The organism is Metabacillus sp. KUDC1714 (assembly GCF_014217835.1).
GTDB classification, from domain to species: domain Bacteria; phylum Bacillota; class Bacilli; order Bacillales; family Bacillaceae; genus Metabacillus; species Metabacillus rhizosphaerae.
The window spans coordinates 5400923-5427195 of record NZ_CP055263.1 but is presented as its reverse complement, the minus strand read 5'-3'; the positions used below and the strand labels follow the sequence as shown (position 1 = coordinate 5427195).

Sequence of the window (26273 nt, the reverse complement as noted above, 5' to 3'; positions counted from 1 at the left end):
ATGAAAAAGCTAACAACCTATTTGTTTGAGGTCGTTAGCTTTTTTTATCTAAATTGGACTTTTTCAGTGCTAACTCTTTTAAATTTGATTTTTTAAAATGCTAATAAACTGTTAGTTTTTTGTAAACAGGGGAATATAAAGGTAGATTGTGTATTAAATCATCACTCCAATGATTGTTGCTTTAAAAAGATTTAAGAAATATAAAAAGAAGAGACTTATTATGTAAGTGAAAATTACAAAGAGAGTAGCTTTATCAGCAGAAATTTTAAAAAAGAGAGGAATGAATAGTAGGATGAAAACAGTTACATTTTCAATAGGAGAAGGTAATCAAGAGAGCTACAATGAAATTGAGATCCTTCTTGCAAAAATGGACGGGATTGAAAGAGCGTTAATCGATTTGAATGATGGTGATCTTAAGGTTGAATTTAATGAAGAAATCACCGATACCACTCAAGTAAAACAAGCGATAGAAAGTCAAGGTTCTATAATAAAGGAAATCAAGGAATAACTTCTCGTTTTAGACATCTAATGGTGTCTTTTTTTTATGTAAATTATTTCAATCTAAAGATATTTAGCAGAATTGATATTGTACCTATAAATATCCTTATTTTAAAGCCGATATAAATAGTAGCATACTAAATGTTTCTTTTGAAAACTTTTACAAAATCTTAACAACTTAGGAGAAGAAAATGAATCAAAGAAAATTATCGATTAATAAAAGGGACAGTATATCAACGAAATTACTAGCTTTAATGAGTTTAATTATTATTATTACTGCTACAGTCATTGGGGGAGCTAGCTATTTTATAGCAAAAAAGTCATTGATTGAAGAAGGTAAATCAGAGTTGAAATATATTGTAGAAGGCTCTGTAGTAACTTTATCTGTATTAAATGATCAGGTTGAAAATAATGAAATAAGTATTGAAGATGCAAAAGAAAAAGCAAGAGAGCTACTAAGTGGACCGAGACTTTCTGGAGATGAGGGGTATGACTATAAAAAGTCATCTTTCTTATATAAAGAAGATGGTTATATCATTGGCTACGGGTCAGATTATTCAGCGCAAATTCATCCGTCAAATCCTATAGGGTCTATACCATCTGATACAACAAATCGTGAAAAGATGGTAAAGGGAGCTGGTGCAACATCCCCATCTGATCGTTATGTAGCGTATGAAGATAAAAATGATGAAACAGGTGAAATCAGAAATAAGATTGCATATATGACTCATTTTGAGCCATGGGACTTGTATGTTGGTATTGCAGTATACGAAGATGAATTCTATGGTGGCTTAATAGAATTAAAGTTTATAATCATGATAATAACAGCGATTATTACTGTTCTTAGTCTTTTCGTCTTCTTTGCATTAACGAAAAAGAAAATTAGATTACTTGTTGATGCTACGTCAGCTTCTATTGCTATTTCAAATGGGCAAATTAACAATTTAACATTACCTGAATCAAAGGATGAAATTGGACAATTAGGCTATGCGTATAATCGGATGACAGGGCAACTTAGAGATCTATTACAAAAGCTACAAAATACAAGTAGTCATTTATTAGACTCAGCATCTGATTTATCTGCTGTTTCTGAAGAAACTTCGGCAAGTAGTGAAGAAATTGGTCGAGCAATTTCTGAGATATCCCATGGTACACTTTCGCAAGCAAGCGAGTTAGAAGATACCAATCAAAGAGTAGAGCACTTAAATCAATCAATTAAAACGATGAATCATCAGAGTAGTGCAATTAAGGAAATGTCTTTGAATTCGGAAAAGGCTACACAACAAGGTAAAGCGATCGTTCAACAATTACTTCAATCAAACGAGGACTCATTAAAGGCTTCCGATGAAATTAGTGTTGGAATTACAAGTTTGTATAATAAAGTAAAAGATATTTCTAGAATAACAGCTACAATTGAAAGTATTGCATCTGAAACAAATCTTTTAGCACTAAATGCAAGTATTGAAGCAGCTAGAGCTGGAGAGCATGGAAAAGGTTTTGCGGTAGTTGCTAGTGAAGTTCGGAAACTAGCGGAACAATCAAACCTTGCTACAAAACAAATTCAAGGCATGATAAACGGTATCGAAAAAGAAACAGAAAAGACTGTTATAACAATGTCTGATACAACTGTGCATTCTCAACAGTTAAATCAAGCTGTTAAAGCAACTGAAAAAGAATTCAATCTTATATCCTCTTCAATTAGTCAAACAATTAAAGCGGTTGAATCGTTAAATTATGAATTATCACAAATAACAGATGAAAATAACAACATCACGATTGCTATTCGAAACGCATCAAGTGTTTCGCAGCAAACAGCAGCATCTGTTGAAGAAATTACTTCATCAATTGATGAACAAATAAGAGCCGTTTCCAATGTAGCTAGTTCCGCAGAACAATTAACAGAACTTAATCAGCAATTAGATGAACTTATTAAAAAATATACATTTTAATTGTATTTAAAAAAATAGTCAGATGAATCTTTCCTATAGTAAAATGTAAAATTAGTGGATTATCTTGAGAAAAGGCATCTTCAAAGGATGTCTTTTTTTAGAGGGAAATATAAAATGGAATGTTTTACATGTGTACTTTAATTGAAGGATTTTTTCAATAAATGTTTTTTTTTTAGTTTCTTGGACAAAAAAGTTTTAGATTGATTGGAGAGGAAGGTGCGAGAGTCCTGCGGGAGTAGCGGGACAGGTGAGACTCATGCAGGTGCTTGCGCCGAGGATGCTCACCGCCCGCCCCGCGGAAAGTGAGCATCCTCGAACGGAAATCAACCATCCCTTATACTTATATATAGCAACAAAGTTTGGCGAAAACACCTTAATGAATAAGGACTGCTAAAAACTCAAGAAACATACAATATTATACACATATAACATCAAAATTAATTTAAAATAATATTTTTATAGATTATTTTGAATCTTTTGTCGAAAAACAGTTGTTAACTAGTTCATAAAAGGTATAAAATAGGTTAATACAGTTAATTGAATTTTATAAATTATTTATTGGATGTAAAGTTATTATTTCGATAATAGCTACTTTTAAATTATTTTGAACTGGGAGAGTTAGCTATGACTAATAAAATTAATATCACATTAAGTGCAACCAAAAAGGAAAAACCTAACGCAGATCAATTAGAATTCGGACGTACGTTTACTGATCACATGTTTATTATGGATTATAGTGCAGCAAAAGGATGGTATGACCCGAGAATCGTTCCTTATGAACCAATTTCTTTAAGTCCTTCTACAATGGTATTTCACTATGGTCAAACTGTATTTGAAGGTTTGAAAGCATATCGCTCAAGTGAAGACAAAGTACTTTTGTTTAGACCTGATAAAAACATGCATAGATTAAACTTATCAAATGATCGACTTTGTATTCCACAAATTGATGAAGAATTTGTCATTGAAGCTTTAAAAGAATTAGTTTCAATTGATAAAGAGTGGATTCCAACTGCAGAAGGAACATCATTGTATATTCGACCTTTCATTATTCCAACAGAATATTACCTTGGAGTTGCACCATCTAAGTATTATCGTTTTATGATTATCCTTTCACCAGTAGGTTCTTATTATAAAGAAGGAATTCACCCAGTTAAAATATTTGTAGAAAATCAATATGTTCGTGCTGTGGATGGCGGAACAGGCAAAGCGAAAACGGGTGGAAACTATGCATCTAGCTTAAAAGCTCAGGAAGAAGCAGAAAAAAGAGGTTACTCTCAAGTTCTTTGGCTAGATGGTGTGGAGAAAAAATATATTGAAGAAGTTGGAAGTATGAATATTTTCTTCAAGATAAACGGTGAAGTCATAACACCATCATTAAATGGAAGTATACTTGAAGGTGTAACAAGAAATTCAATTCTTCATTTGTTAAAGCATTGGAATGTTCCTGTTTCAGAACGTAAGCTATCAATGGAAGATGTTTATAATGCGTATAAAGAAGGTCTTTTAGAGGAAGCGTTCGGTACTGGTACAGCAGCAGTTATTTCTCCAATCGGTGAACTATTCTATAATGAAGAAAATATCGTGCTTAACAATGGGGAAACTGGAGAACTTACTAAGAAGTTATATGATACGTTAACTGGAATTCAAACAGGTAATCATGAGGATGTCTTTAATTGGGTTGTTGAAGTAAACTAAGTTATAATTTCATAATGGTTCGGAGACCACAATAGGTGTGGTCTTCTTTTTTTATGCAAAAATAAGGAATTTTCATGAAACAAATAGCACACTTATATCGTCTAATATGGTAAATAAACCATAAGGATTTATTATCATATTTAAGGTTTTTTACCACAAATTTGTAGTAAAATAGTATTTATTAATCATAAATGTTGAAGGTAATTTTTAACAATAAGAAGGATATTTTGATCTGATAAGCAATATATATTATAGGGTTGTTAAATTGTCTTTTTAACGAATGGTGTTTTCAAGGTAAGGGGTGCTTATGAAATAAAGTGATTAATGGGGATTAAATTATTTTAAGTTTAGAGAAAGAATATCTTGCGGGAAAAGTGGGAGAGCGAATGTATAAAAAATATGTTTCTTCGATTGTACTTTTATTGTTGGTTACAGGGTGTAGTTCAAGTATGACAAGTGGTAATCAAAATGAGGAACCCTTGTCAGTAAGAAGTATGGCTACTAATACTTCTCAGTTAGTTGAAAAAGCGGTTGAATTATCAGTGGACTTAATTCATCCAACAACACAGGAAATCCTTTATTCATTTACACCAAAGTTAAATCCTAAACCTGAAGAATATGTGAAAGAATTGAATAAGCTTGCGGATGAGTTAGCAGGTAAATTAGACCAACCGATGATTCCTGCGAAATTAAGTAATGGTCAGCTTTCAAATGGGCAGAGTCGTGTGGTTCTTGATGAGGAAAAGCTTGTAGAATCGTTAAAAAATGTCCGTGCACTTGATAAAACAATTGCGTTACCAATTCAAGAAGAATTACCGAATGTTACGCAAGAAACCATAAAGGGGATTGATGAGGTTGTTATCGGTAGCTACAAGACAACTTTCAATGCAAATGTGTGGGGACGTACTGAAAACATTGCTTTATCAGCTAATACAATCAATCAAATTGTATTAGGCCCTGGAGATCGTTTTTATTTCAATTTAGTTGTTGGAGAGCGTACACCTGCACGTGGGTATCAAAAAGCGAAGGAAATTGTGAATAAAGAGTTTGTTGAAGGTATTGGTGGAGGGATATGCCAAACATCTTCTACTTTATATAATGCTGTTGCAGAAGCCGGTTTAGAAATTCTTGAACTACACTCACACTCATTATCGGTAGGCTATGTTCCTGCTGGTAGAGATGCAACAGTATCTTGGGGCGGTCCAGACTTTAAATTTATGAATAACAAGGATTACCCAGTTATGATTAAAACGATTGTGAACAAAAGCTCTGGATCTATTGAAGTACAAATATTAGCATCAAAGCAAGCTGCTGCAAAAATCTAAAAGAAAGGCTGGCAAAAACCGTAAAGGGTTTGTTGCCAGCCTTTTCATTTACTTCTAAAGCACTTGTGAATTTGTACTCAGTGTGACAACATGTGATCTTGGTAGAAGAGCTATAGGTTATAGATAAAACTCACTTTAAATTATTATTTTGTTTTTTTATCTAGATCATGATGTAGAACAGTACTAGGTATTTTTGGACAAGGAATCTGTCCTTTCGGGACAGGTTTTGTCACATACACAAAATCGCCAGTTCCATCCGGTGCACTTCCGGTTGCCCAAGGACCTTCTCCAGATTCCTCTCCTTCCGATAAATTCCAGAATTCATATGCTTCTGTCTGAGCTTCTTCTTCTGCTTCGCGAGGAAATGTTGCAGGAACGACAACTCCATTTTTCTCTTCTAGCTCCTCAATGGCAGCCATCCATTGGTATTGATGGTATCGGTCTCGTGCTAACATTTTGCGGAATGTTGCCCGGACGCCTTCATCCTTTGTCATGTGGTATAACCTTGCTACTTGAAGTCTTCCTTGAGACTCTGCATGAAGATTAGCGCGCATATCAGCTAATAAATTCCCACTAGCAACAATATACGAGCCATTCCAAGGTACGCCATTTGAGTTGGTAGGCATTCCGCCAAGACCGCTCACGAGTAGATGCTGGGGATCAATACCACCCATTATTGCTGCTGTAGCTGGGTCTTTTGCGGCTTTTGCTTGATCCTCAGGCGAAGCACCATCTAGCAACTGACTTATAAGCGAACAAAGCATTTCTACATGGCCAATTTCCTCTGTGCCAATATCCATCAGCATGTCCTTATATTTTTCTTCTCCGCGACAGTTGAAGCCTTGAAACAGATATTGCATCATGACTGTCATTTCACCAAACTGCCCACCTAATACTTCCTGAACTCGACGGGCGAGCATGGGATCTGGGCGTTCTACCTTTACTTCATATTGTAATTCTTTTTGGTGACGAAACATATGATTGAATCCTCCTTTAGTAGATTAAGTAAATATCAATTTTTACTGCTTTTGAACATCCGTATTCTATTACCCGACTAAATTGATATAAAACAAGTTAAAAGAATATAAGACATAGGGACTATATGTTTGCGAATTGTTGATAAAGCTTTGGTTAAGCTTAAAAAATAAAGTTGAATGCTTAATCGTTTATGAAATAGGGTAAGGGATCTCTATTAAACATAATGGAGGGTGTATTGACATGAAAACGACATCTACATATTTACTAGAAAAAGAGGATATGGTTAATCAAAATATAGTTCCAAATTGGGTTGTAGAAGAATATAACACATTTCATAACACAGTAACTGATCAAACATTTCCTTGTTATTTTGGCATGACTGCTGAGAAGAAAGGTGAATTACGCTATTCGTTTATTCACCATGAGGATTGGTCAAATCTACCTCGAGCAATTGAAGAGTTTATTAAATTATTTGATGCACCAAAACTTACACGACACGGTTTATTTGTGTTTGTTGAACCTGAAAAAGAAGAGAGGACATTAGAGTATTATCGTGATTATTTTTGGAATATATTAAAATACCTACATAAAACAGATGATCAACCATGGCCTGTGAACATTCCTCAAGATCCTGATCACCATTTATGGGCATTTTCATTTGCTAATGAGCCTTTCTTTGTGTTTGGAAATGCCCCAGCATATAAACAAAGAAAAACGAGAGATTTAGGAAACTGTCTTGTTCTTGGTTTTCAACCGAGAAGAATCTTTGAAGGGCTAGAAGGAACTTCAAAAGGTGGCGTAATGTCTAGAGAAAAGGTAAGAGAACGTGTTGAAAAGTGGGATCAGCTACCAAAACATCCTAATATTAGTCACTATGGGGATCCTGAGCATAGAGAGTGGAAGCAATATTTTATTGGAGATGATGTAAAGCCAATAGAGGGGAAGTGCCCGTTTCATCATAAATAAATCTAGCGAAATTATAAGGTTTTGTCCCATTTCCTTTTGATTTGTAGTAGGATAAAAGATAATGCTCAAAAAGAAGGGGAATGCGCAAATGTCTTATAAAATGATAGTGTTAGATTTAGATGATACATTATTACGTGATGACCATACTATTTCAGAACGTACAAAACAAGCCCTTATGGCAGCGCAGGAGATAGGTGTGAAGGTCGTTTTGGCATCTGGACGCCCAACATTCGGTATGAAGCATATTGCTGAAGAACTTTCCTTAGCGAAATACGGTAGTTTTATTCTCTCTTTCAATGGTGGGAAAATATTAAACTGTCAAACATTTGAAGAAATTTTCAGTAGCACGTTAACACCGAAAGCTGTTCATACCCTTTATGAAATTAGTCGCCGTGAAGGTGTTTATATCCATACCTATGTAGGTGATGAAATCATTACTGAAGAAGCAAATCCATATACAACAATAGAATCAGATCTGACAGGTTTACCAATTAATGTTGTTGGAAAATTTACAGATGCTGTATCAGAGCCAGTTGTTAAAGTATTGATGGTGGATGCTCCTGAAAAGTTAAAAGTGGTCGAATCAAAACTTCAAGCTGAATTAGATGAAGAATTCAGTGTGATGCGTTCAAAGCCTTTCTTTTTAGAATTTACCGAAAAAGGTGTGACGAAGGGAACAAGCTTAAATCAATTAATCCAGGTTTTCGGTATAAACCGTGATGAAGTGATTGCAATTGGTGATAGCTACAATGATTTGGCGATGATTGAATTCGCAGGTCTTGGGGTGGCAATGGGAAATGCTCCAGACGACATTAAAGAAATTGCTAATTTTGTTACAGATACAAATATGAATGATGGCGTGGCAAAAGTTGTAGAAGAGTTTGTTCTAAGTAAAATAGTCTCAGTTTAAGTAATAGAAGTCGATCTTATTAAACAATAAGGTCGGCTTCGTTTTTTGTGTTCATTTTCATTTCTAGAGATTGCTTTCACTCTATTGAATGATAATCTCTCTTTTATCATCTTTCGGCATTCGGCTTTTATATACGATTAGATAAATGATATAGTGTTAGTATAAAAAAATAATAAAACTAACATTTTTAATGGTTAACAATATAGAGGTGTAAAGATGGGGAAGAAAGTTACTATTCAGCAAATTGCCGATTATCTTGGAGTTTCTAAATATGTTGTTTCAAGAGCATTAGCTGGAAAAAGTGGTGTTAAGGAAGAAACAAGAGAAAAGGTGCTAAATACAGCAAAACAGTTAGGATACAAAACTGAAGATATTATCTTTCCAACAGAGACTAATACGGTAAATAATATTCAACATGATAGATCTGCTCAAAAGAATGTCCTTGTGGTTTTGCCAAGAAGTTATTATCAAGATTCAGTCTATTGGGGGAAAATCATAGATGGGATCTCTCTCGAATTGAATGATCTTTCACGTGGCATGGTTATTATGACAGAAACAGATAATTTTACTACTGTCATTAACCCTCAAGGTTTTATCGGTATTATCTGCGTAGGTAAACTATCAACAACAATCCTTTTAGAATTTAAAAAGTGGAAAATCCCAGTTGTATTAATTGATTCGGAAGAGCCGTTGTTTACGACAGATACAATTTTTGCAAATAATTATGATAGTAGCTATCTATTAACAAATTATTTAATAGGATTAGGTCATAAAAAAATGCAGTTCATTGGTAATTATCATTTTTCACGAAGCTTTTATGATCGCTGGCTTGGTTTTCGAAGTGCATTAGAACTTCATAACATAACAGAACAATCTAATGAACAAGTTACCTTACATAATGGACTTGAGTTTGAGGACATGTATGCAAATATTAAGGCTTGGATTGAAAAAGAAGTAGAGGATGGAAATGAACTTCCTACAGCATTCGTTTGTGCAAATGATTTGATCGCCCTTTATGTTATCGACTTATTAAAGGCACTAAGTTTCAATATCCCAGAAGATATCTCTGTTACAGGATTTGATAATTTAGAAAACTCCTATCTTAGATCGCCTACCCTTACAACAATCCATGTCCCAAAGGAGCAGCTTGGAAGAAGAGCAGTCAAATCTTTATCTAACAAAATTAAAAACGGCAAAGATCAGCATGAAAAAGTCCTTCTTACTTGTGAAATGATCGTTAGAGAATCGACAGCGAAACCAAAAGAAAATAGTGTCTAATAAAGTATCTGGTTCCATTTAGATGTGTGAAACCTACATAAAAAATAGTAGAAACAAAGAATTTATAAGGCGTGGCCTTCAGTTTCTCACAGTATTGTTCCGGGCACAGGGAATGTGGATCTGTACGACCGGGTGAATTTAATCCCTTTTGACAAGCTTGAATCCTTCTTTAAAGAAAATCTGAAGAAAAAATAAAGCTAGTGTTGGAAGATCGTTGAGAGCTTCGCATGCCAATAGTACTTTGAGTGAGACCGCAGAGTGAATCCCGTATATCTATTCGGGATTCACTCTTTTTTGTCTGAATAGAAATTCCATACGCTATGTAAAATATTTGACGTTATTTCAGGAAGTTTTTCTCCGTTGCTCGGAGCCCTTGCTGGTGAAGGCATGCTTAAAGCGGTGTTAACTATTTTGACTATGACTGGTCTCTTGTCAGCCAAAGGTGGAACCTTCTTTATTTTATCTGCAGCTGGAAACGCGGTCTTTTCCTTCTTCCCCGAAAGATATGCAAAAGTAATTTTGAATCTGTACAAAAACAAGGTAAATTATTGGCTTACATTTTGTTGCAGGCAGTTAAGCGGTAAAGGCTAGCCATTTGTCTTGACAAGGTTGGCTGTGTCACATGTAATAAATTAGCGGCACCCGTCATGCTTCCTTCTCTTGCAACAGTAAGAAAATATCGTAAAACTCTAAATTCCATATAAGCACTACTCCTTCATAATGGATCAGTATATACGTTTTAGAAATACCTATCAAGCATATCTTGATATAAGATATAAGTATTTGTTATATGCAAAAGGTATATATAAAATAATAACAAAGGGTGTAAACAACAGGTTTTTTTAAAACAAGTTGAATAATGAATAGTGTGGACAAAGGAATCTTTTCCAAAAAAAATAAATTTTAAAAAAGAAAATAGGAGGGAAAAAAATTTGACTGAAAATAAGAAAGTTTGGTTTATTACAGGTGCCGGGCGCGGCATGGGTGTTGACATTGCGAAGGCAGCCCTGGCTGCTGGTAATCAAGTCGTTGCGACTGGCCGAAATACTGACAGAGTCGCAAAAGCTCTTGGCGATGACGACAGCCTGCTGGTCGTAAAACTGGATGTCACCAGCCCGGCTGATGCCGAGGCAGCAGTCGATGCTGCGGTTGACAAGTTCGGAAAGATCGATGTACTGGTCAATAATGCCGCAAACTTCTATGGGGGTTACTTTGAGGAGCTGACCCCGGACCAAATCGAGTCGCAACTGAGGACGGCCCTTATCGGCCCAATGAATGTTACCCGGGCAGTGTTGCCTGTAATGCGAAAGCAGCGTTCCGGTCACATTATCTCGATCTCTTCAGGCGCCGGCATTTCTGGATTTGAGTTTAATACCGCTTACGCCGCGTCTAAGTTCGGTCTTGAGGGATGGATGGAGTCGCTGCAGCCTGAGGTCTCGCCATTCGGCATCCATACCACAATTGTCAACCCTGGAATGTTCCGCACTGAGCTTCTCACGAGGGAGTCGGCGACCTACGCGGATCATTCAATCGAGGACTATTCAGACCGCAGAGCAAGAAGTCAAGATGCGTATAATTCCCAGAATGGCAAGCAGGCCGGAGACCCGGCCAAGCTGGCCAAGGCACTGATCAACATCTCAAATGAAGAGCTACCTCCACGTCGCTTCATCGCCGGCACTGACGCCGTTAGCATCGCAGAGCAAAAGATCTCCGACCTCCAAGCGCAAATCAATGCGTACCGAGACATCTCGACGTCTATGGCACACGTGGATGCATAAGGTGTCAGACGGGAAGTTAACTGAGTTCTTTGAAAAGAACCTTTAAAGTAAAATGCCCCTATAGATTTTGGGGGGGCATTTTATTGAAGAAAGGACTGTTTTTTTTTTGGCTAAACGAAATAATTTGTTGATTTTCATATTAACCATAGGAGTATTCGGTATCTTAAATACTGAAATGGGGGTTATTGGCATATTACCCTCCATTGCTGATCACTTTCATGTCAGTATATCAAAAGCAGGATGGCTGGTTAGCCTTTTTGCACTTGCTGTTGCAGTATCCGGTCCAACCATGCCATTATTGTTTTCGGGGATCAATCGGAAGAAGGTCATGTTACTGGTACTGGGTGTTTTCGTTTTGGGGAACATCGTATCCATATTTACATCTAACTTTACCATTCTACTAATTGCTCGTATTATTCCAGCTTTTTTTCATCCTATTTATTGTTCTTTGGCATTTACAGTTGCTGCTGCCTCAGTAAGTAAAGAAGAAGCTCCAAAAGCTGTTGCTAATATATTCATTGGAGTATCTGCCGGTATGGTAATCGGTGTACCAGTCTCAAGTTTTATTGATAGTGCAGTTTCTTTACAAATGGCGATGGTATTCTTTGCTGTTGTAACTGCTATAGCATTCATTGCTACATTACTATTTGTACCATCTATGCCGGTTGAGGAAAGACTTTCTTACGGAGCTCAAATATCGGTATTAAAAAAATCAATTACTTGGCTTTCTATTGTGTCTGTCATTTTATTAAACTCAGCCGTATTTGGAGTATATAGTTATCTTGCAGATTATCTGAGAACTGTTACGAATATGTCTTCGAATTCTATTAGTTTAATGTTATTTATCTACGGTGGAGCCAATATTATTGGAAGTATTGTAGCAGGGAAGTTACTTACTAAAAATGCAATCAAATCTGTAGTAACTTTTCCATTCGCATTAGGAGCAGTTTACATCATATTATTTTTCACAGGACAGTTTACGGTACCTATGGCTATCATTACTTTAATTTGGGGAATATTGGGTGGTATAGGAGCCAATATTACTCAATATTGGATTATGTCCGCAGCTCCCGAAGCTCCTGATTTCGCAAATGGATTATTTCTAACAGCCGCTAACTTAGGAACAACATTTGGTGCAGCTGTAGGCGGGTTATTTATATCAGAAATGGGTACACAATACGTCGTATTGGTTGGAATCCTATCATTGTTACTAAGTTTGGTAACTATTTTACTAAGATATTATAAGTATAGTCCTTCAAAACAATTCTCCGTTTAAGGAGTATACCTTTTATGATTTGCCACTCAATCAAAGAACGAGAAATGGGGGAGTAAAATGTCACATGATAAACAAGTTGCACTTGTAACTGGCGGGAATCGAGGTATTGGATATGAACTGGTCAAACAATTGGCTTTGAATGGCTTTAAGGTGATTTTGGCAAGTCGGGATCCAGGAATGGGTAATGAGGCTGTGCAAAAACTTAAGGAGTTAAATTTGGATGTTTCGTGTGTTAAGCTGGATGTCGCCAATCAAGAAAGCATCCATCAAGCTGCGGTTGCAATAAATGAGAAGTATGGAAGAGTAGACGTATTAATTAATAATGCAGGCGTGTATTTAGATGAGAATGAAAAGTTATTGGTTATGGACCCTTGCATTCTGGAAAAAACAATGGCAACTAATTTCTTTGGAGTTTACCATGTGATCCGTTCCTTTATTCCCCTCATGGAAAAACATGGATTTGGGAGGATTATTAATGTTTCCTCAGAATATGGGGAGATGAGCGAAATGTCATATCCAGGAGTAGGAGCTTATAAGTTGTCTAAATTTGCCCTAAATGGATTGACACGATTGGTAGCAGCAGAAATCAAGGAAGATATTAAAATAAACGCCGTCGATCCGGGATGGGTAAGCTCAGATATGGGTGGACCATCAGCTCCAAGAACCCCTAAGCAAGCTGCTGAGTCTATCCTTTGGTTAGCGACGATAGGACCTGAAGGACCTTCTGGCGGGTTCTTTAAAGATGGGAAACAAATCCCTTGGTAAACATTAGTATTTGTACAAGTGCATCAGTATGAGATAGGTACAGCTCCATAGCTGACACATTGTCTCTTGAACTTAAAGTAACCAGCAGGGAGGCTGCCGTCAAGTTGGCAGTACCCCGATTTAGATGTGCTGGTCAACAATCCAGGTAACCTATGGTGGCTACTTCGAGGAATACATTATTCTTAATATGTTTTTTGAAATTTTCCTATACATCTGATAAAGAATTTGAAAATTTCGCCTGAATTTCTTTTAAAAACATATCAGCAGGAGCGGAAAAAACATGATGCTTTTTCCAAACAATAGTTAAGCCAGATTCAAGTCTTGGAACTAGCGGTCGAAAACAAAGGTTACTATCACTAGACGTATTTACTATTTTATCAAGGGTTATTGCATAACCAATACCCTCATCAACCATAATGGCAGCATTATAGGCAAGGTTGTATGTAGTCACAACATTTAATTTATTAAAATCTTCACCAAACCAATCCGCAAATTCATTTTTAGAAAATGTCTGTTTCATAGCCTGTCGTGAACAGATTACCGGAACATTTAATAAATCCACTGCTTGAATGGTATCTTTCAAAGCAAGAGGACTGTCTTTCCTCATAACAACACCCCAAACATCTTTAGCTGGGATATCGATATAATTGTATTTGGATAAATCAGCTGGTTGAATTAAAATACCAAAGTCAAGCAATCCTTTGTCAAGTCGTTCCGTCACATCGTCTTCGTTTCCGCTGTAGAGGTGATACCGGATATTTGGATAACTTAACTGTAATTCTTTTACTACCCGTGCGATCTGTCTCATAGCGTCTGTTTCCCCACCGCCTATATAGACATCACCACCTATTGTTTCTTCCATGGAACTAAATTCTGCCTCTAATTTATCGACCATATCGACGATTTCTTCTGCTCTTTTTCGCAGGAGCATTCCTTCATCTGTAAGAATGACACTGTGACTACTGCGAATAAATAGTTTTTTACTTAACTCTTGTTCAAGGTCTTTTAATTGTCTTGACAAGGTTGGCTGTGTTACATGTAATAAATTAGCGGCACCCGTCATGCTTCCTTCTCTTGCAACAGTAAGAAAATATCGTAAAACTCTAAATTCCATATCATTACTCCTCTATCATAATGTTAGAGTATATACGTTTTAGATATACCCATCAAGCATATCTTGATATAAGATATAAGGTATTTGCTATACGCGAAAAGCACGCTAGAATAAATAACAAAGGAGGCAATAGTGGCTTATATCACAGAAGAAGGTGCTCTGATTATCAAGAATTTTCGTGTGAATGTGACAGCTAACTCATTTTTCCAGGTTTGCGATCAAAAAATAATTCCAGGTAATTTCAGGTAATTCCTGAATTAATGGAGGAAGACTTAAAATTGGACATGACGGAATACTTTATGCAACAGCTTGTGATGAATATGAAAGGAGTATATCTCAAGACCCTGCTACATTAGTTGGAAAACATAAGCGGATGTTATAGGTATTAAATAGACAATTCCGCTTGAAAAGGATCAAGCGGGATTGTACTTACCCCTCACTTTTCAAAAAATCATTCATCTTCAAATAATTTTTCTCCGCGGTGGAGGCGCATTGCAATCCGTGCTATATGTTGCATTTCTCTAGAAGTTGGGGCATGGCCTGCTAGATAACGTGTTACTGCGATGATCAACGTTTCCTGTGCATGACTAGCAAGCTCGGAATCCTCAATTTCCCAATGTTCATGTTCGACCATCGCCGCTTCAAACATTTGAAACGAATGAAACTCTGCATCCTCTCTTAGTAAAGCGTGCCCGAGTGTATTGAAGAGTTCACTTATATTACCTCCGCGTGCCAGGTAATTCACTACCCAACGTGCTGATTCTGCAACCTGTTGTTGTTTATTCATCATCTCCAATAATTCTGAAGGATTTTGCGGTTCAGCTTCTACATCCTTTGGTTCCGGTCTTCGTGCAGATGGTAAATTGAGAAAACGATCTTGATAGACACTCATTGCTCCATGGAAAACAGCTCGGGTTAATTCAGGTGTGGTTGAGCGCCTTAACGATTCATGTAATGCATGCGCGTGAGTAAAAGTATGAAGTACGGTAATCCAATCTCTGAAATCATTTTGTACATGGAAACGAGAAATCCGTTCCGCGGCCGCTAAAGCTACGAGCTGTGCCAAACGGGCAGGGGAGACTCCGTTTTTAAGTGCATCCAACATCATATTTACCGTTTTTAAAGCATCATCTGATAAAATTTGTTCAACCAATGGTGCTTCATCCACTTCAGTTTCCTCAATTGATGATGCATTAGCAAGAATATCAGGTAATTTTTTGAACGCTTCTATTAATGGTTTGACCAAGTCAACGGGTGATTGCCAGCTATGGGATTCTTCACTACGGGATACATGACCGAGACCAGGTAACAATGATGATAATACATATGGCCGGTGCTCAAAACCAATCTGCTCGAGAATCTCGAAAGCTTTATTATGAAAATCGAGCGTATGCCCTGTATTTACATAAAAATGATCAGTGATTGCAGTCATCATCATGTCAGCAATCTGCTCGTTCGTGAAGTCTAATTCAATCGTCGTCAAGAGTACTCGTTCAGCTCCCTGCGGATCACGAACCTCCACACAATGACGATACCATTCTGATAATTGTTCGAAAGATTGGGTATTCATTTCATCTGTGACAGGGAGGGACCCGAGTAAAAAGCGTGATCCCATTCCAGAACTTTCGCGTGCAACATGAACGAGACCTTGGAACAATGCTAAAATCTGACCGGTTTTATCCAATTTAGTTAATACATTTGTCATGGCTGTTAAAATCGTCAATCCAGAGCCCCAGCCGCTTTGATGATGTATCGTTCCAAAGTCGATACCAACCTTTGCAATCTCATTCGCTGGAAAACCAGCTTCCATCAATCCGACAACCGATTTAGCGATGACAAGACTTAAATTTTGCTCAAGACCTTCACGTAAACGCTTCCTTAATTTTTCGATTGTTACTTTATTATAAGGAACAGGGTGTACCCAAACCTTATCTTCCTTTATATGGACAGGGTAAGTAGGAATATCATCTGCCCATGGATCTAAGGTTCCACCGCTTTTTATATCAAAACGAGCATGGTGCCAATGACACGTTAAAATCCCATCACATAAACTTCCTGTATGGAGGGGGAAGCCCATATGCGGACAACGGTTATCCACCGCATAGACTTGTTTTTCGTGAACAAATACTGCAATTGCATGACTTCCACCTTTTATTACCTTTGCACCTACATCTTCAAGTTTCTTTAATGAACCTGCATAAATTAATTCTGACATAAGTATCACTCTCCCGTAAAATAGAGTTCAATAGACCCTCTAAATAAGGATAAATTGAGGGCTTACAAAAACTGTTATCTACTATTTTATATTAAAGATGGGATGAAGTAATCCTTCATAAGTTGAGACTTATCTCACCCAAAAGTCTGATACTTGTTAAGAAAAACCGGTAAAAAAAGAGGGAATTAAAATACCAAAATCAAGCAAACTTGGATAATGTAATTGTAAATCTTTTACTACCCGTGCAAACTGTCTCATGGCGTCTGTTTCCCCCCACCTATATAGACATCACCACCTATTGTTTCTACCAGTGAACTAAATTCAACACCTAATTTATCGATCATATCAACGATTTCTTCTGCACATATAGCTTATCGTTTTCACCTGCTTTAATTCTAGGAACAATCATAGGTATTAAAATAGGTAATAAAGTAGGGCAAGAATTGTTTAACAAATTGACACTATTATTAATAATTGTTTCAGGCTTGTCAGCAATCTTTTCGGCTCTTAAATGAGCACGTAATTGGATTTCTTTCATGATAACCTAGAAGATAATAAAATTTAGGCTGTTTTTGCAAATGTTGTAAATTCCATCATTTAATAAGGCTGACTCATTTTGATTTTAGTCTTTTTTTTATAGAAATTAATAAACTTAGTAAAGGTGCTATCCATCTGGATGAATGTGTAAGAAAATCTAACGTTTCCATAAGTTTATATGATGAGATTTTATGGATTATATCCAAATTTCAGGAAGGGATTTATCGTTTATGCACAATGACAAATAAGAAAATTGTTATTATGATAAATATAACTAACAAACGTTGTGATTAAAAGTAACATGGGGGATATTGGAGAGTGTTGATTCAGTCGAAAGGGGGAAGAGTAATGCAAATACTAATAAAAAATGCAGAAATTATTACAATGAATGAACAGACAGATATTGTTTATGGTGATCTTTTGATAGAAGATGATAGAATTGCGCAGATCTCTAAATGTATTGAAGGGGTATTGCCTGATAAAATCATAGATGCAACAGGTAAGACAATTATTCCTGGATTCATTCAAAGTCATATTCATCTTTGTCAAACATTATTTAGAGGTCAGGGTGATGATTTAGAGCTTTTAGACTGGTTATCTAAGAGAATATGGCCTCTTGAAGCTGCACATGATGAAGAATCTATCTACTATTCTGCAATGTTAGGTATTGGAGAGCTTATTCAAAGTGGTACAACATCAATCATCGATATGGAAACGGTTCGCCATACAGATTTTGCGTTTAGAGCTATTGAAGAAAGTGGAATCCGAGCTCTAGCAGGGAAAGTAATGATGGATCAAGGGGACAATGTTCCTGTTAATCTATTAGAAAAAACAAATGAATCGATTCAAGAAAGTGTTGACTTGTTGGAAAAATGGAACAATTACGATAATGGTCGTATTCAATACGCTTTTTCACCTAGATTTGTCATTTCATGTACTGAAGATTTGTTAACTGAGGTGAGGGATTTATCTAATCAATATCAAGTGATGGTTCATACTCATGCTTCAGAAAATTTAAAAGAAATTGAAATTGTCGAAAATGAACGTGGGATGAGAAATGTCGTTTATTTAGATCATCTAGGCTTAGCGAGCCCTAGGTTAATTTTAGCTCATTGTATATGGTTGGATGACAATGAAAAACGGATTATTCGCGAGAAAGGTGTGAAGGTTAGTCATTGTCCTGGTTCAAACTTAAAGCTTGCCTCAGGTATTGCTGAAACACCTGATATGCACGATAAAGGTATATGTTTAAGTCTTGGTGCAGATGGAGCTCCATGTAACAATAATTTGGATATGTTTAATGAAATGCGATTAACAGCTCTTATTCAAAAACCAATTCATGGTCCAACAGCAATGGATGCTAAAAAGGTTTTCCGTATGGCGACAATGGGTGGAGCAGCAGCGATGGGATTAGAAAAAGAGATTGGTAGCTTAGAGGTTGGGAAAAAAGCAGATGTTGTTATTTTGGATTTGAATAATTTCCATACATACCCATCAACAGATGTCGATCCTATTTCAAGAATCGTCTATTCAGCCACAAGAGGTGATGTGGAAACGACGATAATTAATGGAAAAGTGGTTATGGAAAATCGAATCATAAAGACGATTGATAAGTCGGTCGTTTTAAAGGAAGCAAATAAAGCGATTAAACGTTTATTAAATAGATTGCCTAAGGGGAACTTTACGATCAGATAATAAAAATAGATAATGAGAGTTTTTTAAAAGGGGGTAAAACATGCGTACGGACATATATGAAATACTCGATACGGTTTGTGATTCTTCTTGTAAAAGTGTTTTAGCAACAATTATTGATGTTCAAGGCTCAGCATATCAAAGGGCTGGAGCGTTGATGTTGTTTCAAGAGAATGGTAAGCAAGTAGGGCTTTTAAGTGGAGGGTGTCTTGAGCAAGACCTATTTGCACGAGTAAATGATTTCTTATATGATCCGAATCCGAACTCAACAATTGTTACATATGACCTCACGGATGAAGATGACTTGTCATGGGGACAGGGTGCTGGCTGTAATGGGATAATAAAGGTTTTGGTAGAGCCGGTTACATCGCTTCTTAAAGAAGATTTAAAGAAAGTAAGGGAACTTGTTAACCGTGGTGTTGATGTAACATATGCAAAAAGAATCTCGATGCAGGGCAAAGTAATGGATTACCTTTTTTTTACGGCAGAGGGGGGATTTTTTGGTCAATGGCATGGTCAATGGCCAACCTTTCCTCCGGATGAAAGTACTCAATTGCTGCAAAGAGATCAAAATTTGTATTATATACAGAAGATTATGGCAAGACCAAGGCTTTTTATATATGGAGCTGGAGTGGATGTGATTCCTCTCGCGCAACTAGCACATCTTACAGGTTTTCAAGTGATTGTTGTTGATTGGCGACCCGCCTTTTGTAACGAAATTTATTTTCCATTTGTTTATAAAACGTACATTGCTTCACCTTCTGAATTTGCTCAATCCATTTCCTTTTCTACTTCTGATTCAATTGTTTTGATGACCCATAATTATGAAAAAGATCATCAACTTATCCAATTATTGCTTGGAAAGAAAATTGCATATTTAGGAATTTTAGGCTCAAAGGTTCGTGCGGAAAAACTTTTAAAGGGTATAAGAATTCCTGAGTGGATTCATTTTCCTGTTGGTTTAGCAATCGGAGCAGAAGGGCCTCAAGAGATAGCGATAAGTATTATGGCTGAGCTCATTCAAAATAAAGCAAGGAGGTTGGCGGTTGCTTTATGAAGAACATCATTGGGATTTATCTTGCTGCAGGTAGTAGTAAGCGAATGGGAAAATGTAAATTATCTTTACCATTATCAGTAAAACCTCTCGGTACAATTGCGTTGAAAGAGATTATGCAATCAAATATTGATCATTTTTTAGTTGTGACAAATGATTTTAATGCAGTATGGCTTAATTCTGCAGATGATCTCCACGCTTATCCAAATAAATGGGAAAATATCGTAAGTTTACAAGCGCATTTAGGTCAATCTTTTTCACTTAAGGCGGGTATAAGGCGTGCTTTACAATTAGGTGCAGAGTCTATTGTTGTCTTTCTTGCAGATCAACCATTTGTAACATCTGGATTGATTAATCGATTAATCAATGAAGCGAGAAATGAACACGATTATGTTGCATCTGCTGTTGGTGGGGTATTGAAGCCACCGATAATATTTAATCTTAAAGCACTTGCTAAGATCATGACAATTCGTGGTGATGAAGGAGCGCGTAGTTTGTTGAAGAATGGTACTTTAACAGGAACGAGCATTCAGGTAAATTCAGATCAGCTATTCGATATAGATACAGTAGAGGATTATGAATTTGCAAGGTCTTTCTCTTTAAGAAACTCTAATAAAATTTCTTAAGCTACTCATAGCTAGAAGTTCTCCTTACTTCTACTTATCCCTAATTATGCTTTAGACGATTTTTTAGTCATTCACTTAAGGACATTTCAGGAGGGATAGGTGATCACGGTGAAAAATGAGATGGCTGACATAAAGAAATCAGATATTTTAGTTGAACATCCACGTCTCATTCAGGATGCTATGAGGTTGAGAGAATTAGGTGGTGTTTTTATCGCAGGAGGAACACTTATCCAGCTTAATTGGGAATTTGGCCAACCGCTTTCAACGACATTAATAAACTTAGAACCAATTACTGAGTTAAAAGGGGTAGAGTATATTGAGCGAGGGGATTCTTCATTCGTAGAAATAGGTGCACTAACGACAATTTCTGAATGTATAGAAAACCCAATTATCAATGAACATGCTCAATTACTTGTTGAGGCATGTAAAAAGATTGCAGCGCCTGCTGTCCGAAATCGGGCAACACTTGGTGGGAATATTGCGAGTGGTATCGGTGATTCCATTCCTGCTCTGCTTGTTTTAGATGCTGAATTGACTATAAGAATTCAAGACGAGACAAAGGTTATAAAATTATGGGGATTGCTTAGCTTACTAAAGGATACACCACAACTTAACTATCTATTGCTATTAATTCGTATTCCTTGTCAAAAGAAGGGAGAACAAGCCTTTTTTAAGAAAGTGGGGAGAAGAGAAGCATTTACACCAGCTTTGGTAACAATTTGTGCGCAATGGAGGCGAATAAGTGCTAAGCGATTGGAGTATATTGGAATCGCTGTCGGTGGAGGTAACAATGATCCATGTCGACTAATAGTAGTTGAAAAAATATTGGAAACAAACGATTTTGATGAAAATTTACTAAGATCTCTTTACCTAGAAATTGTTGATGAAATCAATTCCTACTCTGATCCTTTTATAACTGAGACATATCGCAAGCACGTAGCAGCAAATCTACTTGTTGCTGAATTAATGAACATTTTTTGTGATAAGGAAGGATGAGATATGTGAAATTGATAAGAGATAATTTTCAAGAAAAATGGAAAATCCGTCCTGATGGATATGATAAGGTAACAGGATCTCTTAAATATTTAACTGATTATTCTTTTCCAGGTATGCTCTATGGGAAAGTGTTACGGAGTTCTTATCCTCATGCTAAAATTTTGTCGATTTCAACATCGAAAGCAGAACAATTAGAAGGTGTTTTTGCTGTCGTTACTCATAAGGATGTAGTTGGTATGAATCGATTTGGTTTGATATTCCCGGATCAGCCGGTTTTATGTGAAGATGTTGTGCGGTATGTGGGGGATGCAGTGGCTGCTGTAGCGGCTGAAAGTGAAGAAATTGCTGATAAGGCGATCGAGTTGATTGAGGTTGAGTATGAAATACTTGAAGTGATTGATGATCCTGAAACGGCTTTAATTGATTCTGCGGTTAAATTACATCCTGGAGGGAATATCCTTCATCGTGCAGGCTATAAAAGTAGCGATGATGTCATGAGTGCAATTGATGAGTGCCCATTTATTGTAGAGGAAACATATGAAACACCGAGACAAATGCATGCGTATATGGAAACTGAGGGTGGTGTCGTTGTTCCAGAAGCGGATGGTAAAATCACAGTATATGCTGCGACACAGCACGGATTCAAGGATCGTATGCAGTTGGCTAGAATTTTGGCAATGCCTGAAAGTGATATTCGTGTTATTTCAAGTCCAATCGGAGGTTCATTCGGTGGGAAGGATGAGTTGAATATCCAACCATATGCGGCATTGCTTGCGATAAAGTCGAATAGACCAGTGAAACTCCATAACAAGCGAATTGAATCTGTCAAAGCAGGAATAAAACGTCACCCTATGAAAATAAAAATGATTACAGGTGCAAAAGAAAATGGTTTGTTAGTTGGTCATTTTGTTAGAATCACTGCTGATACAGGGGCATATGCCACATTAGGACCAGCTGTATTGGATTTTGCAGTAGAGCATTCGACTGGTCCGTATAGAATTCAAAATGTTGATATCGAAGGGATTTCAGTATTTACGAATAATGGGGTTTCAGGTGAGTTTAGGGGTTTTGGTGGTAATCAAGTAACCTTTGCTTTAGAATCACAAATTGATAGACTTGCAGAAATACTAAATATTGATCCTTTAAAATTACGAGAGATGAATATTAGAGAGGCAGATGACTTAGGGCCACTTGGTCAACGGATTGTTGCGAATGATGGAGCGAAAAATGTTCTGGAGATGATTAAGTCCTCACCAATATTAACAACTCCTCTAAAACCAAAAGATAAGTGGAGGTTAAGGGGAAAAGGTGCTGCTATCACCATGCATGGTGGTGGGCTTGGCTTTGGAAGGCCAGATCCATCTGGTGCCCGCCTTTCTCTAACGGAAGAGGGGAAGATTGAAATAGCGTTTGGTTTTGAAGAGTTTGGACAAGGGTTACTAGCAACAGTTGAAATATTGCTGACAGATATGCTCGGTTGTGCGAAAGAAGATGTGAAAATCGTTATTGGGGATACTGGGATAGTTCCTGCCTCAGGCTCCTCGACTGCCTCTCGTTCAACAAACATGATATGGCAAGGAATCAACAAATTAAAAGGACCTTGGAAAAACAAGCTACTAAATGCTGCATCACGTATTTCTGGTGTTGCAGTGGAGACTCTGACGCTCGGAGAAAATGGCGTTTGGGAGAAAGGTGAAAAGGATAAGAGTGTGATCACCTATAAAGAACTTGCAAACAGATTGAAAACAGAGCTTCCTGTTTGTTCAACGCAATTTCATTTTCCGACAACTCCTGATGCGGTTATTGGCGGGCATTATCTACACACGTATGCAGCCGTTGCAGTTGAGGTTGAAGTGAATCAATTAACAGGTCAAATTAAGGTGACAAAGCTTGATCATGCTGTTGCAGCAGGTCCTGTCGTCAATCCACTAGGCTATTTAGGACAAATTGAGGGTGGGGCCATTATGGGACTAGGTTTTACTCTATTTGAAGATTCGCTAATGGAAAACGCTCGTTATCATACTGAGAATTTTGATTCGTACATTATTCCAACGATAAGGGACATCCCTCTTTCGACTAATGTTTATGTTGATGAATCCTTAATTGAAAACGATGTGTTCGGACCTAGAGGTGTTGGTGAAATTGGCACTGTTGCTGTTGCTCCAGCAATTACCGCAGCAATTCATGATGCGTGCGGATTATGGGTCAAGAAGCTACCTGTTTCTTCTGAAGAAATATTGAATGCTCTTCAGACGACTTCATTTTCGTTTTATAAACAGGGGGTATCTGAATGAAAATTGATAGGTTTGAAAATAGTACAAATGATAGAATACTAGAAAATAAGATTGCATTAAACATAACAATTAATGGTCGATTGTACAGTCTTATTATACCCCCTACCTATCGATTAGTTGACCTTTTACGTAAAGATTTAGAATTAACCGGAACAAAAATATCATGTGAAATAGGTAGGTGTGGTTCGTGTTCCGTTTTAATGAACGGAAATGTGGTTAATTCTTGTTTAGTTATGGCTTATCAAGCCAATGGTATGGTAATCGAAACAATCGAACAGGTTTCACAAGAGAATCTCCACCCGATCCAACAAGCATTTTTGGAGGAAGGTGCCCTTCAATGTGGGTATTGTACTCCGGGTATGGTTATTGCCCTAAAATCATTGTTAGACAAAAATAATCAGCCAACAGAAGAAGAAGTGCTCGACTATTTATGTGGTAATCTTTGTAGATGTACGGGGTACAATGGAATTCTTCGGGCGGTTCAGCGTTATAAAAATGAATCTTCGGCTATTTTTGACAATAAAACCTTAGAGTGAAAAAGGTCCACCTAAGGTTTTACCTTTTCCAGAAGAAACGAACGGATTAACAAAGCAATCCGAAGTCTTAGTGTTTCATCAGAATCTTTTAAGGAGATGTTTAATAATTCTTCGCATTTTTCTAGCCGATAAACAACTGTATTTCGATGAACGTATAACCGTTTAGCTGTTTCGGCGATTTGGCAATGATTTTCAATAAAAACAGAAATGGTTTGTACTAAACTTAGTAAATCTTTATTGGTTGTATAGGCAAGTTCTTTAAGGGTGCTCTCATAAAACTCTGTTACATTAGCAAGTGGGATCATTTGGAGTAATTCAGTGATATCCTTGGTGCGATATGTTTGAATAAAATGACTCTTTCTAAGTTGATACCCTGCCTCCAATGCTTCCACAGCATGTCGATAGCCCCTGTGAATATTCCGTATATCCTTACAGTGAGTACTTACACCAAAAGAAATAGACACGTTTAATTGCTCATGCAGTTTCTTTTGAACGGATTGAATAAACTCAGTTAATTGCTGTTCAGATTTCATATTCTCTCGATCTAGTAATAGAACAAAAATATCATTCTTTATAAAAATACAAAACTCCATTCCTGTTTTTGAAAACATTGATTTTAAATGCTCATAAATCGTGTATTTAAAACCTTCCACTTGAAATGAGTTATAAAAAGAAAGAGATTGTGTTATCTTTTCGTTATTTTCATCAATTTTACAGGCAATTACATTGTAAGATTGATCCTTTTTTAGTCCGTATTTTCCCCCTCGTTTCAAAACCTCACTTTCAGGTAAGTCACCATCTAATAATGCTGTAAAAAAATTATTTTTAATATGTAGATTTTTCTCCGATAATGCATGTTGTTTCAGGAGCTCGAAGGAAATAACATTCGTTACTTGCTCCACTGATAAGAGAGTGTATCCGTCAACGGGATAATCAAAACCAATAATTAGTAAATAACTTTTCTTAAAATAGGTATCGATCGGAAAAAAATGAACGAATTTGCCCTTTAGGGAAGATGGTTTGTAAACAGAAAGGTAAAGTGGTTGCTGTTTAATTGACGAATGATTAGCATCGATGTCTTTTACAATATTTTTTCTGAGTTTTTTCATTTCGGTGCTACGAAAGTGGTGTGTTTCAACTATTACACGATTTAAATGATCAATAAGCAAAATCGGTTTATCGAGAATCGTGGAAAGACGATCAATTATTTTTGATAATTTTTCTCCCTTATGTACAAGCTTGGTAAATTCTCTTTGCGTATTTATTGCGAATTGTAGCTCCTTTGTTCGTCTTGCTAGAATGTAACTTAATGACTCATTAACAATTTCTCCTAATGAATGTTCAAGAGGAAGTTCAATTAAGGGAAGGTTCTCTTCATTTGCTATTTTAATAACTTCAGAGGGGATGGAATGTAAAAAGCGTCTAGTTTTTATTCCGAGTCCTGAGCAATTATTTTTTGCCATAAATCTAACGAGTTTGACCATTTCTGTAGGGTTGTCTCGAATAAAATATGCTGTGGTCACTAATAATTCATTGGGCTTTAAAAATTGAATAATATCAGGGGCATCCATCATGTTGACTGATTGCACACTTCGACCTACACCGTTTTTGCCTGCAGCAATTTTTGCATTGGAAAGAATCGGAATTTTTAATAATTCACTAATTTTCATCAAGTTCCCACCTCATTGTAATGTTAGGAAAAGTAACATAAAAATAATCGATAAAACCATTTCTTATGCTTGTTGGTTAATTTGGCTAAGAAAAATTTCTAAAACTAGTGATAATAACTAA

At 36.7% G+C, this 26273-nt stretch carries 20 protein-coding genes and 3 pseudogenes; 17 read left to right on the top strand and 6 right to left on the bottom strand.

Translation table 11 applies throughout. The annotated features are described in order from the left end of the window. Window positions 1-226 precede the first annotated feature (226 nt). The 4 genes from HUW50_RS25040 to HUW50_RS25025 all read left to right on the top strand — a co-directional run bounded on the left by HUW50_RS25040 (window position 227) and on the right by HUW50_RS25025 (window position 5467). A complete protein-coding gene (locus HUW50_RS25040) occupies window positions 227-508 on the top strand; it encodes a heavy-metal-associated domain-containing protein (protein ID WP_083964469.1) in 282 nt (93 codons plus the stop codon). 181 nt (window positions 509-689) lie between these two features. After that, window positions 690-2447 (top strand): methyl-accepting chemotaxis protein, encoded by a 1758-nt coding sequence (locus HUW50_RS25035; RefSeq protein ID WP_185653461.1) that lies wholly within the window; start codon window positions 690-692, stop codon window positions 2445-2447. A gap of 624 nt (window positions 2448-3071) precedes the next feature. After that, on the top strand, window positions 3072-4142 hold the full coding sequence (locus tag HUW50_RS25030) for a branched-chain amino acid aminotransferase (protein WP_066327462.1): 1071 nt from the start codon (window positions 3072-3074) through the stop codon (window positions 4140-4142). A gap of 386 nt (window positions 4143-4528) precedes the next feature. Next, complete coding sequence (locus HUW50_RS25025) at window positions 4529-5467, top strand: VanW family protein (RefSeq protein ID WP_066327459.1); 939 nt, start codon at window positions 4529-4531, stop codon at window positions 5465-5467. A gap of 143 nt (window positions 5468-5610) precedes the next feature. Here HUW50_RS25025 and HUW50_RS25020 read toward each other — a convergent pair whose 3' ends face one another. Further along, the gene (locus HUW50_RS25020; RefSeq protein WP_066327453.1) at window positions 5611-6444 is read right to left on the bottom strand and encodes a manganese catalase; all 834 of its coding nucleotides are present in this window, start codon (window positions 6442-6444) and stop codon (window positions 5611-5613) included. A gap of 241 nt (window positions 6445-6685) precedes the next feature. On the opposite strand from HUW50_RS25020, the gene HUW50_RS25015 reads away from it, so the two are divergent. From HUW50_RS25015 to HUW50_RS27330, 4 genes and pseudogenes are all read left to right on the top strand, one after another. Then, complete coding sequence (locus HUW50_RS25015) at window positions 6686-7411, top strand: YqcI/YcgG family protein (RefSeq protein ID WP_066327439.1); 726 nt, start codon at window positions 6686-6688, stop codon at window positions 7409-7411. A gap of 88 nt (window positions 7412-7499) precedes the next feature. Further along, window positions 7500-8321, top strand: a complete 822-nt coding sequence (locus HUW50_RS25010; protein ID WP_066327436.1) for a Cof-type HAD-IIB family hydrolase — start codon at window positions 7500-7502, stop codon at window positions 8319-8321. A gap of 216 nt (window positions 8322-8537) precedes the next feature. Continuing rightward, entirely contained in the window at window positions 8538-9599 is a 1062-nt protein-coding gene (locus tag HUW50_RS25005) for a LacI family DNA-binding transcriptional regulator (RefSeq protein ID WP_066327430.1), read from the top strand. 327 nt (window positions 9600-9926) lie between these two features. Further along, window positions 9927-10097: pseudogene (locus tag HUW50_RS27330) on the top strand (PTS beta-glucoside transporter subunit EIIBCA); the annotation flags it as partial. A gap of 85 nt (window positions 10098-10182) precedes the next feature. Here the strand turns inward: HUW50_RS27330 and HUW50_RS25000 are convergent. Beyond that, a pseudogene (locus HUW50_RS25000) lies at window positions 10183-10299 on the bottom strand (LysR family transcriptional regulator); the annotation flags it as partial. A gap of 232 nt (window positions 10300-10531) precedes the next feature. Here HUW50_RS25000 and HUW50_RS24995 point away from each other — a divergent pair. The 3 genes from HUW50_RS24995 to HUW50_RS24985 all read left to right on the top strand — a co-directional run bounded on the left by HUW50_RS24995 (window position 10532) and on the right by HUW50_RS24985 (window position 13418). Continuing rightward, the gene (locus tag HUW50_RS24995) at window positions 10532-11377 is read left to right on the top strand and encodes an SDR family NAD(P)-dependent oxidoreductase (protein ID WP_232328973.1); all 846 of its coding nucleotides are present in this window, start codon (window positions 10532-10534) and stop codon (window positions 11375-11377) included. 106 nt (window positions 11378-11483) lie between these two features. Next, a complete protein-coding gene (locus tag HUW50_RS24990; RefSeq protein ID WP_066327420.1) occupies window positions 11484-12653 on the top strand; it encodes an MFS transporter in 1170 nt (389 codons plus the stop codon). A gap of 57 nt (window positions 12654-12710) precedes the next feature. Next, window positions 12711-13418, top strand: coding sequence for an SDR family oxidoreductase (locus HUW50_RS24985; RefSeq protein WP_066327408.1), 708 nt, complete (start codon window positions 12711-12713; stop codon window positions 13416-13418). Between the two features lie 205 nt (window positions 13419-13623). Here HUW50_RS24985 and HUW50_RS24980 read toward each other — a convergent pair whose 3' ends face one another. The 3 genes and pseudogenes from HUW50_RS24980 to HUW50_RS24970 all read right to left on the bottom strand — a co-directional run. After that, window positions 13624-14532 carry a LysR family transcriptional regulator gene (locus HUW50_RS24980; RefSeq protein WP_185653460.1) on the bottom strand — a complete coding sequence of 303 codons (909 nt, stop codon included), beginning with the start codon at window positions 14530-14532 and terminating at the stop codon, window positions 13624-13626. 451 nt (window positions 14533-14983) lie between these two features. Then, the gene (locus HUW50_RS24975) at window positions 14984-16747 is read right to left on the bottom strand and encodes a Rieske (2Fe-2S) protein (RefSeq protein WP_185653459.1); all 1764 of its coding nucleotides are present in this window, start codon (window positions 16745-16747) and stop codon (window positions 14984-14986) included. 183 nt (window positions 16748-16930) lie between these two features. After that, window positions 16931-17109: pseudogene (locus tag HUW50_RS24970) on the bottom strand (LysR family transcriptional regulator); the annotation flags it as partial. A 523-nt stretch (window positions 17110-17632) separates the two neighbouring features. Between HUW50_RS24970 and HUW50_RS24965 the strand changes: the two are divergent. The 6 genes from HUW50_RS24965 (at window position 17633) to HUW50_RS24940 (ending at window position 24482) form a co-directional block, all read left to right on the top strand. Then, the gene (locus tag HUW50_RS24965; RefSeq protein ID WP_066327394.1) at window positions 17633-18979 is read left to right on the top strand and encodes a 5'-deoxyadenosine deaminase; all 1347 of its coding nucleotides are present in this window, start codon (window positions 17633-17635) and stop codon (window positions 18977-18979) included. A gap of 40 nt (window positions 18980-19019) precedes the next feature. Continuing rightward, window positions 19020-20033, top strand: coding sequence for an XdhC family protein (locus HUW50_RS24960; RefSeq protein WP_066327391.1), 1014 nt, complete (start codon window positions 19020-19022; stop codon window positions 20031-20033). After that, on the top strand, window positions 20030-20656 hold the full coding sequence (locus tag HUW50_RS24955; protein WP_066327387.1) for a nucleotidyltransferase family protein: 627 nt from the start codon (window positions 20030-20032) through the stop codon (window positions 20654-20656). The genes HUW50_RS24960 and HUW50_RS24955 overlap by 4 nt, the downstream gene beginning before the upstream one ends. A 99-nt stretch (window positions 20657-20755) precedes the next feature. Further along, window positions 20756-21652, top strand: a complete 897-nt coding sequence (locus HUW50_RS24950; protein WP_185653458.1) for an FAD binding domain-containing protein — start codon at window positions 20756-20758, stop codon at window positions 21650-21652. Between the two features lie 5 nt (window positions 21653-21657). Continuing rightward, window positions 21658-23946, top strand: coding sequence for a xanthine dehydrogenase subunit D (gene pucD, locus HUW50_RS24945; RefSeq protein WP_260445603.1), 2289 nt, complete (start codon window positions 21658-21660; stop codon window positions 23944-23946). Next, window positions 23943-24482 carry a (2Fe-2S)-binding protein gene (locus tag HUW50_RS24940; protein WP_185653456.1) on the top strand — a complete coding sequence of 180 codons (540 nt, stop codon included), beginning with the start codon at window positions 23943-23945 and terminating at the stop codon, window positions 24480-24482. The genes pucD and HUW50_RS24940 overlap by 4 nt, the downstream gene beginning before the upstream one ends. An 11-nt stretch (window positions 24483-24493) precedes the next feature. Here the strand turns inward: HUW50_RS24940 and HUW50_RS24935 are convergent, their stop codons facing one another. After that, window positions 24494-26152: a PucR family transcriptional regulator gene (locus HUW50_RS24935; protein WP_066327373.1), complete on the bottom strand. Its 1659-nt coding sequence runs from the start codon at window positions 26150-26152 to the stop codon at window positions 24494-24496. Between the last annotated feature and the right edge of the window lie 121 nt (window positions 26153-26273).

Coding starts and splice junctions, on each gene's coding strand:
- HUW50_RS24955 (WP_066327387.1), top strand. CDS start 20,030: ATGAAGAACATCATTGGGATTTATCTTGCTGCAGGTAGTAGTAAGCGA.
- HUW50_RS24960 (WP_066327391.1), top strand. CDS start 19,020: ATGCGTACGGACATATATGAAATACTCGATACGGTTTGTGATTCTTCT.
- HUW50_RS24965 (WP_066327394.1), top strand. CDS start 17,633: ATGCAAATACTAATAAAAAATGCAGAAATTATTACAATGAATGAACAG.
- HUW50_RS24975 (WP_185653459.1), bottom strand. CDS start 16,747: ATGTCAGAATTAATTTATGCAGGTTCATTAAAGAAACTTGAAGATGTA.
- HUW50_RS24980 (WP_185653460.1), bottom strand. CDS start 14,532: ATGGAATTTAGAGTTTTACGATATTTTCTTACTGTTGCAAGAGAAGGA.
- HUW50_RS25030 (WP_066327462.1), top strand. CDS start 3,072: ATGACTAATAAAATTAATATCACATTAAGTGCAACCAAAAAGGAAAAA.
- HUW50_RS25020 (WP_066327453.1), bottom strand. CDS start 6,444: ATGTTTCGTCACCAAAAAGAATTACAATATGAAGTAAAGGTAGAACGC.
- HUW50_RS25015 (WP_066327439.1), top strand. CDS start 6,686: ATGAAAACGACATCTACATATTTACTAGAAAAAGAGGATATGGTTAAT.
- HUW50_RS25010 (WP_066327436.1), top strand. CDS start 7,500: ATGTCTTATAAAATGATAGTGTTAGATTTAGATGATACATTATTACGT.
- HUW50_RS25025 (WP_066327459.1), top strand. CDS start 4,529: ATGTATAAAAAATATGTTTCTTCGATTGTACTTTTATTGTTGGTTACA.
- HUW50_RS24935 (WP_066327373.1), bottom strand. CDS start 26,152: ATGAAAATTAGTGAATTATTAAAAATTCCGATTCTTTCCAATGCAAAA.
- HUW50_RS24985 (WP_066327408.1), top strand. CDS start 12,711: ATGTCACATGATAAACAAGTTGCACTTGTAACTGGCGGGAATCGAGGT.
- HUW50_RS25035 (WP_185653461.1), top strand. CDS start 690: ATGAATCAAAGAAAATTATCGATTAATAAAAGGGACAGTATATCAACG.
- HUW50_RS24940 (WP_185653456.1), top strand. CDS start 23,943: ATGAAAATTGATAGGTTTGAAAATAGTACAAATGATAGAATACTAGAA.
- HUW50_RS25005 (WP_066327430.1), top strand. CDS start 8,538: ATGGGGAAGAAAGTTACTATTCAGCAAATTGCCGATTATCTTGGAGTT.